Source organism: Pedobacter sp. N36a (genome assembly GCF_014472395.1).
Classification (GTDB): Bacteria; Bacteroidota; Bacteroidia; order Sphingobacteriales; family Sphingobacteriaceae; genus Pedobacter.
The window spans coordinates 126,814-141,280 of sequence record NZ_JACSZW010000009.1 but is presented as its reverse complement, the minus strand read 5'-3'; the positions used below and the strand labels follow the sequence as shown (position 1 = coordinate 141,280).

Here is a 14,467-nt window from a genome sequence, read left to right as displayed (position 1 = left end):
TTTATAGCTTGATTTTTTATGTTTTATTTAAGGTATTTTGCCAGTTCTTTAGGCGTTCCAATACTGTTAAAATAGGCAGCAACGGCCAGGTAATAACCAAACACAGCGGTATGATAACCTTTGTCGATTTCTGTTTCTACCAGTAAAGCATCATTCACATCTTTAGGTGAAGACAACTGGTTTTTCATTCGTTCGCCAATCAAAGTACTCGTAGTATGTGCTTCTTTTCTGGCATTATCCAGGGCATTCACATCGTTTTGGAGCGACTTCATTTTATTTCTGGCCACCGTAGATTGTACCTGCAAGGCCAATCCAGCACTTTGTTCCCCAAGCTTTGCCTCTTCCACCAGCTTACTGGCGGCTTGCGTACGTTTACGAGTTTGTCCGTTAAATAAACTCCACTGCAGCTCTACTCCGATAAACCAGTCCGGAATCGTCACCGGAAGGTCTTTCTGATAAAGGTTATAATTACCGATGGCAAAAATATTCGGCAAAGAGAAAGACCTGCTGATCTTCTCCGCAGTTTTCGCATAATTGATTTTGCTTCCTGCCATTCTATAAATCGGATTTGACACCCAAAAATCTTCTTTAGGAGCCGCTGGTTCTATATGACGATATCTTAGCGCATCCGCGATCACAATATTGGAATCCAAAGGAATACCCAACAGTTTATTTAATTCCACCTTCGCATTTTCCTGTTCCAGTTTGATGTTATTGAACTGGCTTTGTGCCTGAATCAAGACCACATTTGTCCAGCTTTTCTGATATGGCGCTAGGATTTCATTTTTCACCAGCTGCTGTGCATATTCGTTGTTTTTTGTCAGCGCATTCACCATCGTCTGCTGTTCAGAAAGCAAAGTATTTAAGTATAAAATTCGCAGGTACTGCAAAGAAATCAGGAACTCAACTTCCTTCCCTACTAAATCTACATTTATATCTGCCGACTTCACTAAGGATTCCGCCAGATTTCCCGCAGCATCTAATTTATAGCCTAAAAATATGGGCTGCCGAAAACCTAGCCCTGCAACAAAATAAGATTGTTTGCTCAAACTGGGATTATAATCGGGATAAATAGCGCCGATTACATTTTTTGAAGTATTGTAAATGCGATCCTGCACAGATTGAGGCAATGGATTTCCGGTGATTTCTTTGAACACCTCATTGGCCGTATTGACACTTTGCTGCGAAGAACCGTTTACTACACCATCCCTTGCCTGCTGTAAGTTAATCGTTAAAGGACTGCTCAGATACGTATAGCTAGACAATAAATCCACTTTTGGCAGGTAGCTTTTTTTCTCTGCTTTCAGGTTAGCCTCTCCTGAAGCCAGGGAAGATTTCGCTTGTCTGAGGGTCAGGTTATTTTGCTGTGCGAGGTTAAAACAATCCTCCAATGAGGTATGCTGTGCATTTGTGGTAATTCCCCAAACCATCAGGCCACAAAGCAGGGCATAATTTTTACAGATAGGTAGATCTTTAAACATATTACTTTTTTAAAACTTTACTCAGGGTATATTCCCAATTCATTCTGGCGATATTCAGAACAGAAATGCTTTGCGGGCACTCCACTTCACAGGCTTCGGTATTGGTACAATGGCCAAAATCTTCGAGGTCCATTTGTGCCACCATAGACAGCACCCGCTTGCTGGATTCCATCTTTCCTTGAGGCAGTTTCACCAGGTGCGCAATCTTTGCAGAAGTAAATAAAGCGGCGCTTGAATTTTTACAAGTGGCCACACAAGCCCCGCAGCCAATACATGCAGCACTATCAAAAGCAGATTCTGCTTGTTCATGGGTGATTGGGATCCCATTTGCTTCTGGTGCCTGCCCCGTATTTACGGATACAAAACCTCCGGCCTGAATGATGCGGTCGAAAGCAGACCGGTCTACCCTTAAATCCCTTTTTACCGGGAAAGCGGCCCCTCTAAAAGGCTCAATATATATGGTATCCCCATCTTTAAACTCCCTCATGTGCAGCTGACAAGTGGTTAAATGTTTGATCGGCCCATGCGCACGACCATTGATCATCATCCCGCATTGACCACAAATTCCTTCCCTGCAATCATGATCAAACTCGACAGGACGATCGCCGCTCAAAATCAACTGTTCATTCAGTGTGTCCATCATTTCCAGAAATGACATGTGAGGGATCACATTGTCCAATTCATAATCGACCAATTTCCCCGGACTACCGGCATCACTTTGTCGCCATATTTTTAAATAGATTTTCATAGCCGGTATATTATTTATAACTCCTTACTGTTAATTCTACGTTTTCAAAATGCAGGGGTTCTGGAACCAGCACTTCTTCCTGATCCTCTCCCTGGTATTGCCAGGCAGAAACGAAACAATATTTTTCGTCGTTTCTTAAAGCCTCTCCTTCCGGAGTCTGATATTCTTCCCTGAAATGGGCACCACAAGATTCTTCTCTTGTCAAAGCATCCTGACACATCAATTCCGCGATCTCCAGATAATCACTAATACGGCCTGCTTTTTCCAATTCCCCATTCATTTCCTCCTCTGTACCTGGCACTTTAAGGTTTTGATAGAAATCCGAGCGCAGATTCTTGATTTCCTGTATTGCTTTAATTAGCCCTTCTCTACTTCTTGATAAACCACAATAGTCGTAAAGAAGTTTGCCCAATATTTTATGGTAATGATCAGCGGTTTTTGTGCCATTAATGGCGAGTAATTTTCCGAGATGTGCCCTTACCCGAACTTCGGCATCTACAAATTCCTGCTCTTCGGTGCTGAGTCTGGCAGATTTGATTTCCCCGGCCAGGTAATTCGACACCGTATATGGTGCAATAAAATAACCATCTACGCATGCTTGAAGCAGGGAATTGGCGCCCAATCTGTTGGCCCCATGATCGGCGAAATTAGCTTCTCCTAAAGCAAACAAACCTGGAATGGTGGTCATCAATTCATAATCTACCCATAAGCCGCCCATAGAAAAATGTGCAGCTGGTGAAATCATCATCGGTTCTTTATACGCATCGATGTCGGTGATTTTACGGTACATATCGAACAAGTTTCCGTACTTCTCTTTAATTTTCCCTTGTCCCTGCTCTTTGATCGCTTTTGAAAAGTCAAGATAAACGGCATTGAGCTGAGGGCCTACGCCAAATCCGGCATCAATACGTTCTTTTGCTGCGCGGGAAGAAATATCTCTTGGCGCTAGGTTTCCAAAAGCAGGGTATCGACGTTCCAGGTAGTAATCTCTTTCTGCTTCTGGGATATCATTGGGTTTTCTATTTTCAGGATTTTGCAAAGGCACCCAAATCCGACCGTCATTTCTTAAAGATTCAGACATGAGGGTGAGTTTGCTCTGGTAACTGCCAGATTGCGGCAATGAGGTTGGGTGCACCTGTGTCCAGCTTGGGCAGGCCATATAGGCCCCTTGTTTATGGGCACGCCAGATGGCAGAGGCATTACAGCCCATCGCTAGTGTTGACAGATAGTAAATCTTACCGAAACCGCCAGTGGCCAGAATCACGGTATGCGCACTGTGCCTTTCGATTTCACCGGTATCGAGATTTCTCACGATGACTCCTCTCGCCTTCCCATCTACAATGACCAGATCCAGCATCTCATGCCTGGTATATAAAGTCACCGTTTTTGCGGCAACCTGTCTCATGAGTGCCTGATAAGCACCCAACAATAATTGCTGTCCGGTTTGCCCTCTTGCATAAAAAGTACGGCTCACCTGTACCCCTCCAAAAGAGCGGTTGTTCAGGTAGCCTCCATATTCGCGGCCAAAAGGTACACCCTGGGCAACTGCCTGATCAATCAGCTGTGCAGAGCATTCTGCCAGTCGGTAAACATTGGCTTCCCGTGAGCGAAAATCGCCTCCTTTTATCGTATCATAAAACATGCGATATACGCTATCGCCGTCATTTTTATAGTTTTTCATGGCATTCACACCACCTTGTGCGGCAACGGAATGCGCTCTTCTTGCGGAGTCCTGGAAGCAAAACGATTTCACATTATAACCCATTTCTCCTAAAGATGCGGCGGCGGCACTTCCAGAAAGTCCGGTTCCAACCACAATCACATCCATTTTCTTTCTATTGGCGGGATTCACCAATAGGGCATGGTCTTTATAAAAGCTCCATTTATCTTTTAATGGCCCCGGCGGGATTTTAGCATTTAATTCCATACGACATGCTGGGTTAAATAAACATAAATTGGGATAATTGCGAAGCCGAACGTAATCACGTAGCTGTATACTTTTCCAAAATTCCTGACCCAGGCCACATATTTTGGATGATACAACCCTAGAGAGCGGGCGGCACTAAAAAAGCCGTGCAGCAAATGATAACCTAATGCAAACATGGAAAGCACATAAAATAATACATACCACCAATCCTGGTAAGCCGCAATTACGATCGTGTACAAATCTTTATGGCCAAACTCGTCCATCGGCAGCGTTCCAAACTTATACTGGTACCAAAAATCTTTGAAGTGAAATACCAGAAAGATCAGGATCAGTGTACCGAGAATACCCATATTCCGGGAGTACCATTTACTGGTGGCTGCCCTTCCATCTACTGCATATTTGCCAGCAGTTTTTTTATTCTTCAGTGTGATCACCAGGGCATCAATCCCATGGACAATAATCGAGGCATACAGCACATAGGAAATAATTTTTATAAAAATATTGCCTGAAAGCAACTGTGAATAACTGTTAAAACTTCCTTTCGCCTGTGCTGCTGGCAATAGCAGCTGCAGGTTGCCCAGCAAATGAATCACCAGAAAAAAACAGAGAAATAGTCCTGTGAAAGCCATTAATGTTTTACGCATCAGCGTAGAAGTATTTGTTTTTCTATCCATAGCTTTTAATTAAAATACACCAATTACTTTCCACCAAAGGCCACCGATTCCGATCCAGACGATCAGGAAAATAATGCTCAGTATAAACCCTCTGGACCACCAATCTTTGACATCTACATACGTACTTCCAAAAAACACCGGTGCTGGTCCATGACCATAATGCGTTAACGTACCAAAAATACCACCGCAGAACCCCAATGATAAGGCGAGTAACATCGGTGGAATACCAATGATCACTCCTACTCCTAAGAAAGCGGCATACATAGAAGCCACATGTGCAGTTGCACTGGCAAAAAGATAGTGACTGTAGAAATAAACCAGGATGATGATCGGAAAAGCCATTGTCCAGCTTAAGCCTCCAATCTGATCTTTTACTACGTTACTTAACCAGGGAATTAATCCAAGGGTATTTAAAGCACTGCCCATCATCACCAGGGCTGAGAACCAGACAATAGTGTCCCAGGCTCCTTTTTCACTTTTCACATCTTCCCAGGTCAGCACTCTGGACAGCAATAGAAATACCAGTCCGATGAAGGCAGTAGTGGTCGCATCGATTTTAAAGAAATCACCACTCACCCACAATACCAGCAGGATCACAAAAGCGATCAGCATCAGCCACTCATTGGTAGATACTCTACCCATTTCCTTCAGCTTATCAGATGCCATTTTTGTAGCGCCCTGAGTTACTTTTATTTCCGGTGGATATATCTTATACAATACATAAGGAATCAGAATCATGGAAATGATACCGGGAACGATCGCCGCCCACATCCAGGACATCCAGGTAATTTGAATCCCCAGATCCGCAGCAAATTTCTGACACATCGGGTTACTGGCCGTACCGGTCAGGAACATAGAAGAAGTGATCAGGTTAACGTTATAACTACTCAAACTCAGGTAAGCACCCAGCTTGCGGTGTGTTTCTTCTTTATCAGGAAAAGAGCCAAAATTGATGGCCATAGATTTCATTATCGGATAGATAATACCACCTCCCCGGGCAGTATTACTAGGAATTGCAGGGGCAAGCACTAAATCTGCTAAACCTAAACCGTAACCTAATCCCAGGGAACTGCGACCAAATACACGGATAAAAAGATAGGCAATCCTACTTCCCAGCCCGGTTTTGATAAACCCACGGGCAATAAAAAAGGAAATCCCGATCAGCCAGATCACCTTGTCGCCGAAGCTACTTAAAGCCAGGGAGATGGCTTTTCCGGGATTACCGGGAGCAAGTACGCCGGTGACGGCTACTAAAGCGATCGCGATCATAGACATCGTGCCCATTGGTGCCGCTTTAAGGATAATCCCTAGAATGGTAGCCAGAAAGATGGCCAATAGGTGCCAGGCTTCTGCCTTCACCCCTTCTGGTGCTGGAATAAACCAGATGACCAGCCCGAATGCCAGGGTAATCAGTAAGGTTTTGTAGTTTACTTCTTGCATAGTTTGTTGGTGTTTTATTAAAAGCGCGCCTGCATCTGGCAAATCACGCGATTGGTATTATACTGTGTGGTGTTCGGTATACTTTTTTCATATCGGTCCATTTGCAAACCTATTTGTACACGAATGGCATAAGCTTCAGCAAATGAAGCGCTGAGCATGGGGATATAGGTTTCTCTGGAATTCCCAGCCTGTCTGAAATCAGCATCCAGGTATTCATATCGAAAAGCAAATTCTAACTCTTTTAACCTCGTATTTTTAACGCGGTAGCTCACATTTGGCAAGACATAAATCCCTCTCATCGCATATTTGCTGACTGGGATTACTGGTGTTTCCTGTCCAAAGAACTCCTGACTGTTGATCCCTTGTTTGTATTCAGAAACAAAGGACAATCCCCACCTTTCGTTCAGTGTTTTCGTATAATCTACATCTACGCCATAAACCCAGATTTTCTGTCCCATGTTTTTTCCGAACCCGGCACTTGCACCCAGGTGGGTATTTTTACTTAAGCCCAGCACTACGCGCGCAGGGAAAATCTTACCATCATCATTGTCGCTCACCTGATTCCGGTTATTGCCATTAAACACTCCTATTGAATATTGAATGGGCACATCGATGTCTTTAATTTGTCCGGAAAAACTTGCACCAATCTGGAAACTCTGCCAGCTATTGGCACCAAACAAATAGTATTGATTAGAGAAGTCTATAGATTTTACAAAGTCTACCGGATAATTATCTTCCTGTCCGAACTGCGGACGAAACTGTCCGAATTGAAAATTCACATAATCATTGACACTATATTTTATATAAGCATTTTCTAAAACCTTGTTTTGAGGGTTTCCGGTGAAGTCACCGAAATTAACCAGGATCACGGCATTGATGCGTTCATTGATCGCTGCGTTCAATTGCACCCGTGCCCGTTTTACAGAAAAGGAATTGTGTGCAAAATGTTCATCACCGGAATGGTGCTGCCCTTTGATGTCCACATCTTTGTCCAGCGAGTAGTTGAACTGACTTTGCAGCATTCCTGATAGCGTCAGCTTTGTTTTAGAAGACACAGGAATTTCGACCCCTTGTGCCTTTAATAAAACTGGCGTGCAGACCATAGATAAAAACGTTAAAATTTTAAACTTCATTAAATTAGAGCTTATGATGAGCATCACCTAAATAATAAGAAGGCGCTTTACCGGTGTTTTTAATAAAGGCCCTGAAAAATGTGGTTCTGGAAGTAAAGCCTGCTTGCCAGGCCATGCCTTCTAAAGACAGTTGCTTCCATTCTTCCTGATGGATTTGTGACTTCACATATTCCACTCTCTGAAAGTTAATGAAATTCTGGAAATTAAGCTGGTACTCCTTGTTAATCAAGCAAGAAAGATGATGAGCAGGAATACCGGTATCTTCTGCAAGGTCTTTAATAGAGTAGCCTTTAGTTAGGAAAGGCTTTTGATCGGTGAGGACTGTTTCCAGTATTTGAAGATAGGCGTTGCGCTTATCTTTACTATAAAGCAGATGTCCCTGACATGGGCTATCGCCAGTTTCCAGCTGAAGTGGCGCAGTTCCCTCCTTATGTTCTAGAGAAAGTTTCTTTTTGAGGGTATTGATCAACCGGAAAAGAGGATGTTTGACGGCTTTTGGAACAAAAAAAAGTAGATAAGCTGCGCTTACAAACGCATGATTATCAATTTGCGGGTAAAAATGTACCATGTAAATAGCATTTATGATTTCAAGGACAGATAGGATGTTTTGGGGCGGCAGGCAGTTTATCCCGGGCGGAGATACCTGTTAGCATGAGGGGTATGTTTTTCCATAGGTAATGGATTTTGTAAGTTTTTTCCGCTAAGCAATTCTTAATTTCACAACTTATATCTCTACAACAGGAGCCGAAATTCCCATTTTTAGTAATACCGGTTTATTATAGTACATTATTAAGGGAAAAAGGTTTTAGTTATTTTAAAATAAATAATTACCTAAATAGAGGATTATTATCAGAATAATTCTATGTAAAGTCCTTGCACATTTATGAAGCTAAAAGGGAAGGAACATTTAATTTCTTAACACACCACTACCTGAAAGAATAACTAAAATCTAAACTGCAGCGTCAGCTGAATACGACTATTATTGGCAGAATCGCCGTTTACGTTCTTTCTGCTCCCGTATAAATACTCCAGGCCACCTTTGATAAAGCTATTCGGATAGTAAATCAGATTTAACACTCCATAATTCGAAGCTTTAAAACTCTGATTTGCAACGACTCCCTCATTTTCAAGATTCAAATAACCCCAGCCAGCAGTAGAACTGAGCTGATCTGACCACCAATGGTCATAAGAAGCCGAAAGGCCCCAAACACCTAGAATTTCCAGGCTGGAACTGGCAGGATTATAGAGCCCATCATAATTATCCGGCCCAATGTCGTTAATGTATTTGCTGATTCCCTTGCCATAACTGGCTTGAAATACGAAATTATCCTTATTTCCAGGCTGCTGCAAAACACCACTTGCAGTGAAGCCATAACCGACCTTACTTTCTCTTTCCTGCAACGTGTTTTGGTAGACAATGGGGTGTACTACTGAGGCAAAACGCAGGTGGCTTCCGTTTTTACTATATTGAATACTAGCCGTCACATCTGGAACTTGCTTTAATGCTTTAAAACCTGAATCATCAGGAAGCGTCAAAAAACTCTCCGGATCTTCCAGTGCTAAAGCCACATCTGTAGTTCTGCTGACTGGCAAAGTTACCCTAAATTGTACCTGCCTGCCGAAAGTCATAGAATTGGGACCATTATAATCCAAAGTATTTGGATAAGCATCTACATCCATAAAGTTAGACCAGTACATTCCAACCAGCACTTTTCCGTATTCGGCATAAGCCATCCTTAAATTCGGACTAAAGGAACTGTTGAAAAGATCGAACTCCAGTACGGTTTTTAATCCCTTACCTTCAATCGGAATCTGCCCGTTCAGGTTAAAACGACTGGCGGCGACACTATAAGTGGTATTACTTTTTTTAGCATTAGGAATGTCTATCCCAGAAGATAAAAAACCCAGAGGGCTGTTGTTATTGTGAAAATCATGAATCGCATCCGTCTGTATAAAGCCACCAATCTGCAGGGCAACACTTTCATCATCGGCCATCACCACTCCTGTATACCTTCCGGATTCTACAGCGCTTCTGGTTTGAGTTCTCGGAGGCGAAGCATTTTTCTTTAATCGAATGTCCAGGTAATTTAAACGGGCCTCCAGACTATCCAGCCGTTTCCGGGTTAAGGAGTCTTTTTGCGCAAAAGCGGTTATCACCATCATGTGAAGGAGTAAAAAAGCGAGTGTATGTTTCAAAAGCATAATTTGATCGTATATATTATGTATAGTATTACAGCATCCATTTCCTTTGTGCGGTAAAAGAGATGGTGAGCCATAGGTTATTGTTTTTATTCTTAATCCCATCATACACCTCTGCCCGGATCAGATCCAGCTCATCTACTGAACGGAGGGGATAACCTTCCGGCAAAAGGAAATCAATTTCTATCAAGTGATATTTTCCCGTTTTTGCGATATGGCTTTTCACATCCAGGAAGTTTTTTGAGTGCACCATCTCCTGCACCAGTGCTTTAGTGGTTCTTTCCACCTCATCATCTGGTGCAAATAACAACAGCTCTTTTAGGTTTCTAATTCCCGTTTTGATGGGTTCAATGAGAAAGATTAGAGAGGCAAGAATAACTAATGTTGGATCTATATAAGGAACAACAGCATGGAAACCGATCCGATCCAGAATAAAGGCAATCATCATTCCTACCAAAATAGCGACGCTTAAAAAAGCACCCAATTGCCATTCAAGCGCTTCAATTCTGACAAACTCAGAAGATACCTGCAATGATTTCTTCCTGAAATACAGCCAGATCATTAAAGAACCCAATGCAGAAAAGATCAAAAAGCCAATGGCTACGTTCAGGTCCACGATTCTGCCGCCATGCATAAAATCGAGGGTAGCGGTAATGAGCGAATACAGACAAAGGAAAATGATCACCAGGCATTGAATCAAAATAATAAAGGGTTCAAAGTGTGCTCTTCCATAAGGGAGCACCTGATCCTCGGGTTTTCTGATAAAGCGGAGTGCAAAGATGGAGGCAATAGACAGCATCATCCCAATCAGGCTAAAAAGGCCGTCAAAGATAATGGCCTTGGCGTCGGTAAACAAACCAAAACAGATGCTTAAAAGCGCAAAAACACCTGTGAGATAAATAGATAGCTTAATCAGTCGGTTTTCAGTCAACGCCATAATATGTATTATTACTCAAAATACACAAAAGGCTTACTCCTAAAAGCTCAATTATGTTCCACATTCTAAAGTGAAACGTATTGCGCTATGCCTTCCTCCTCTTTGTTCAAGGGTATCAATAGCTTTGTTAGAAGATCTATCTAAATCCTTAAATATTATGGCAGAAAACAATAAAAAAGTTGGTTTAATTCCTGTAATGCTGATGGTTGCGGGAAACATTATGGGCTCGGGGGTATTCCTGCTGCCTGCAAACCTGGCGTCTACCGGCGGTATCGCCATTTACGGCTGGCTGGTGACCATTGTTGGTGCGATTGCACTATCTATTGTGTATGCGAAGATATCTTCGATAGACCGCAGCCCGGGTGGTTCTTATGCCTATGCAAGAAGAGCTTTTGGTCCTTTTCTAGGTTACCAGACCAATATGCTGTATTGGGTGGCGGCCTGGGTGGGCAATATCGCCATTGTAGTGGTGGGTGTAGGCTACCTCAGTTATTTCTTTCCTTTTTTAAAAGAACCAATTCCCGCTACGATCAGCTCAATTGCAATCCTATGGGCATTTGTGCTGATTAACATCTCTGGTCCTCGATTAATGACTAAAGTACAAGCCTTTACCACTGTTCTGGCCTTAATTCCGATTATCGGCGTGGCTGTTTTCGGTTGGTTCTGGTTTAAAAGCAGTACTTATATGGAGGCCTGGAATGTGAGTGGAAAAGACTCTCTTGGTGCCGTACAAAGTGTGTTAAATATCACGTTATGGGCATTTATTGGGGTAGAAACCGCTTCTGTTGTTGCGGGAGTAGTTGAAAACCCTAAAAAGAATGTACCAATTGCCACCGTTGGCGGGGTATTAATTGCTGCGGTTTCTTATATCTTATCCAGTACCGCCATTATGGGCATGATTCCAAATGCGGAATTACAGGTTTCTTCTTCTCCTTTCGGCGATGCGGTGGCCATGGCACTGGGTAAAACTGCTGGTGCGGTAGTCGCCTTCTGCGCAATGCTGGGCTGTTTAGGATCTGTTGGTGGCTGGACATTGGTTGCCGGACAAACGGCAAAAGCAGCTGCTGATGATGGTTTATTCCCTAAAATATTTGCTAAAGTAAATAAAGAAGGGATTCCGGTAACGGGATTAGTGATTGTAGGAGTACTGATGACTGTCTTGCAATTGACCACCATATCTCCTAATGCAGCCAAACAATTCGGCATCGTTTCTTCGATCACGGTCATCTTTACCGTCATTCCATATATCTATACCTGTGCGGCATTGATGCTGATCGGACATGGAAACCTGGGCGAAAAACGAAATGCTTATATCGTGATTACCGGCATTGCCTTTATCTACTGTATCTGGTCGGTGGTGAGTTCAGATTCTACCACTGTATTGGGTGCTTTCGTTTCTGTACTGATTACTACTGCACTTTACGCTTTCAATTATAACCGTACCCATAAAGGTGCCTATCCACTTGATGCTAATTAAATAAATAAACCTATGATTCAACGTATCAATAAACTCAACAAAAGAAAAGTTCTGATCATCGATGATGAACTTCTTATTCTAAATACAGCCAATGGAAGAGCGGTCAGAGCATTGGTAAATGAACTCACAGACCGGAATTTTGAAGTCATTGAGGCCATTTCTTATGACGATGCCTTGTCGGTGATCATCTCAGATGCGGCGATCAGCTGTGTCTTGTTAGACTGGACCTTAGGTGATAATGACGAAGCTACCCACCAGCAAGGGATGACATTGCTGCAAGAGATTAGAAAAAGAAATGTTTCCGTTCCGGTATTTTTAATTGCTGAGAAAGGCGATCAGCATTCTTTCACTATAGAATCGATGAGCCTGGCGAATGAGTTCATCTGGATGCTGGAAGACACTGCTTCCTTCCTTGGCGGTAGGATTGAGATTGCAATTCATCATTATTTTGAAAACTTATTACCTCCCTTTACTAAAGCTTTAATCAATTATACTGAGAAATCGGCGGAGTATTCCTGGGCTGCTCCGGGACACCAGGGCGGAGTTGCCTTTACGAAATCTCCGGTAGGAAGAGTATTCTTTGATTTTTTTGGAGAAAACCTTTTCCGTACGGACACGGGGATTGAAAGAACACCCTTAGGCTCACTGTTAGACCATGAAGGGCCGGTGAAAGAATCGGAAGCTTATGTTGCAAAGGTATTTGGCTCGCATTTAAGTTATAATATGCTGAATGGGACTTCCGGTTCCAACAGAGCGGTATTTATAGCTGCTGTAGCAGATGGACAGTATGCCTTATGTGACAGAAATTGTCATAAATCCATAGAGCAATCCCTGACCATGACGAGTGCAATTCCTGTCTTCTTTATCCCTACCCGCAACCGTTTTGGCATCATCGGACCAATTCCTGCGAAAGAATTTTCACCAGAAGTGATCCAGTCAAAAATAGACCATCATCCTTTAAAAGATCTGGCCACTCAGGAAAGACCGGTTTATGCTGTGGTGACCAACAGTACTTACGATGGGATGTGTTACAACTCTAAGGAACTGGAAAGTTTACTGGCTCCAACCGTAGATCAGATCCACCTGGATGAGGCATGGTATGCTTATGCCCGTTTCAACCCATTGTATAAAGACCGCTATGGCTTGCGCGGCAAAGCGGAAGATCATCCAAAAGATGCCCCTACGATATTTGTAACACATTCTACGCATAAATTATTGGCGGCACTCTCTCAATCTTCTTACATCCATGTACGGAATGGCAGAAAGCCAATTGAACACAGTCGATTTAACGAATCGTACCTTTTACAGTCTACCACTTCCCCATTGTACGCGATCATCGCTTCCAATGAAATTGGTGCAGCGATGATGGATGGACCACAGGGAGAAATCCTGACACAGGAGGTGATTGATGAGGCGGTAGATTTCCGCCAGGCATTAGCGCGTACACAACGTGCTTTCCATCAGAAAAAAGACTGGTTCTTTGGTTCCTGGAATGCGCCAACGGTAACCGATCCGGCAACTGGAAAACAAATAGATTTCGCAGATGCGCCGAAAGAATTGCTGAGTCATGATGCTCATTGCTGGGTCTTAAAACCTGGAGATGCCTGGCATGGTTTCGATCACATGACTGAAAACTGGTGTATGCTGGATCCGATTAAAGCCGGGATATTATGCCCTGGAATGGAAGATAATGGTAAACTGAGTGCCTGGGGAATCCCGGCAGCGGTTGTCTCCTCTTTCTTGTATGCCAAAGGGATTATCCCTTCCAGGACGACAGACTTCATGGTACTTTGCCTGTTCTCTGTAGGGAATACCAAGGGGAAATGGGGCACATTGATCAATGCGCTGTTAGAGTTCAAAAGGTTTTATGATGAGAATGCGCCACTAACAGCAACCATTCCTGAACTTCCTGCCAACTATCCTGATCGTTATGGAAAGATGGGATTAAAAGACCTTGCCGATGAGATGTTCCACAATATGAGATCAAGTAATATGGATAAATGGCAAACCGCAGCATTTAGTCAGCTGCCAACACCGGTGACTACTCCAAGAGTTGGTTTCCAAAAACTGATGTCGGGTGATGTAGCGTTATTGCCATTGGATCAATTGGCTGGCAGAACTTCTGCAGTAGGCGTGATCCCTTATCCTCCAGGAATTCCAATCATTATGCCGGGTGAAAGCTTTGGTCCGGCAGACGGTCCCTGGTTAAATTATATCCGCAGTCTGCAGGAATGGGGAACGAAATTTCCGGGTTTTGAAAAGGTGGTTGAAGGATCTGAAATGAAAGATGGCACCTATCATGTCTGGTGTTTAAAATAAGCTTTAAAAGTAAAACGGGGAAGTTTCCTCCGAAACCTCCCCGTTTAAATTAACGCTCTCATATATATAGACGCTTGTCTATTGAGTTTATTATATCCGACTGAAAATATTTTCTATCCATCGCATTCGCAG

11 protein-coding genes are annotated in these 14,467 nt (G+C 43.1%); 2 read left to right on the top strand and 9 right to left on the bottom strand.

What is annotated here, in order from left to right; genetic code table 11:
* Positions 1 to 23: 23 nt before the first annotated feature.
* The 9 genes from H9X96_RS17660 to H9X96_RS17620 form a co-directional block, all read right to left on the bottom strand.
* Positions 24 to 1,481, bottom strand: coding sequence for a TolC family protein (locus H9X96_RS17660; RefSeq protein ID WP_187667565.1), 1,458 nt, complete (start codon positions 1,479 to 1,481; stop codon positions 24 to 26).
* 1 nt (position 1,482) lies between these two features.
* The gene (locus tag H9X96_RS17655) at positions 1,483 to 2,229 is read right to left on the bottom strand and encodes a succinate dehydrogenase/fumarate reductase iron-sulfur subunit (RefSeq protein ID WP_187667564.1); all 747 of its coding nucleotides are present in this window, start codon (positions 2,227 to 2,229) and stop codon (positions 1,483 to 1,485) included.
* Between the two features lie 10 nt (positions 2,230 to 2,239).
* Positions 2,240 to 4,156 carry a fumarate reductase/succinate dehydrogenase flavoprotein subunit gene (locus H9X96_RS17650; protein WP_187667563.1) on the bottom strand — a complete coding sequence of 639 codons (1,917 nt, stop codon included), beginning with the start codon at positions 4,154 to 4,156 and terminating at the stop codon, positions 2,240 to 2,242.
* Positions 4,147 to 4,830, bottom strand: coding sequence for a succinate dehydrogenase cytochrome b subunit (locus H9X96_RS17645; protein WP_187667562.1), 684 nt, complete (start codon positions 4,828 to 4,830; stop codon positions 4,147 to 4,149). The genes H9X96_RS17650 and H9X96_RS17645 overlap by 10 nt, the downstream gene beginning before the upstream one ends.
* A 9-nt stretch (positions 4,831 to 4,839) precedes the next feature.
* A complete protein-coding gene (locus tag H9X96_RS17640) occupies positions 4,840 to 6,270 on the bottom strand; it encodes an anion permease (RefSeq protein WP_187667561.1) in 1,431 nt (476 codons plus the stop codon).
* 17 nt (positions 6,271 to 6,287) lie between these two features.
* The gene (locus H9X96_RS17635; protein ID WP_187667560.1) at positions 6,288 to 7,403 is read right to left on the bottom strand and encodes a porin; all 1,116 of its coding nucleotides are present in this window, start codon (positions 7,401 to 7,403) and stop codon (positions 6,288 to 6,290) included.
* A gap of 4 nt (positions 7,404 to 7,407) precedes the next feature.
* The gene (locus H9X96_RS17630; protein WP_187667559.1) at positions 7,408 to 7,971 is read right to left on the bottom strand and encodes an AraC family transcriptional regulator; all 564 of its coding nucleotides are present in this window, start codon (positions 7,969 to 7,971) and stop codon (positions 7,408 to 7,410) included.
* Positions 7,972 to 8,345: 374 nt separating this feature from the next.
* Positions 8,346 to 9,566, bottom strand: a complete 1,221-nt coding sequence (locus H9X96_RS17625) for a DcaP family trimeric outer membrane transporter (RefSeq protein ID WP_187667558.1) — start codon at positions 9,564 to 9,566, stop codon at positions 8,346 to 8,348.
* Positions 9,567 to 9,633: 67 nt separating this feature from the next.
* Positions 9,634 to 10,539 carry a cation diffusion facilitator family transporter gene (locus H9X96_RS17620; RefSeq protein ID WP_187667557.1) on the bottom strand — a complete coding sequence of 302 codons (906 nt, stop codon included), beginning with the start codon at positions 10,537 to 10,539 and terminating at the stop codon, positions 9,634 to 9,636.
* A 157-nt stretch (positions 10,540 to 10,696) separates the two neighbouring features.
* Here H9X96_RS17620 and adiC point away from each other — a divergent pair, with 157 nt between their 5' ends.
* Positions 10,697 to 12,016 (top strand): arginine/agmatine antiporter, encoded by a 1,320-nt coding sequence (gene adiC, locus H9X96_RS17615; protein WP_187667556.1) that lies wholly within the window; start codon positions 10,697 to 10,699, stop codon positions 12,014 to 12,016.
* Between the two features lie 12 nt (positions 12,017 to 12,028).
* A complete protein-coding gene (locus tag H9X96_RS17610) occupies positions 12,029 to 14,335 on the top strand; it encodes an Orn/Lys/Arg decarboxylase N-terminal domain-containing protein (protein WP_187667555.1) in 2,307 nt (768 codons plus the stop codon).
* Positions 14,336 to 14,467 lie beyond the last annotated feature (132 nt).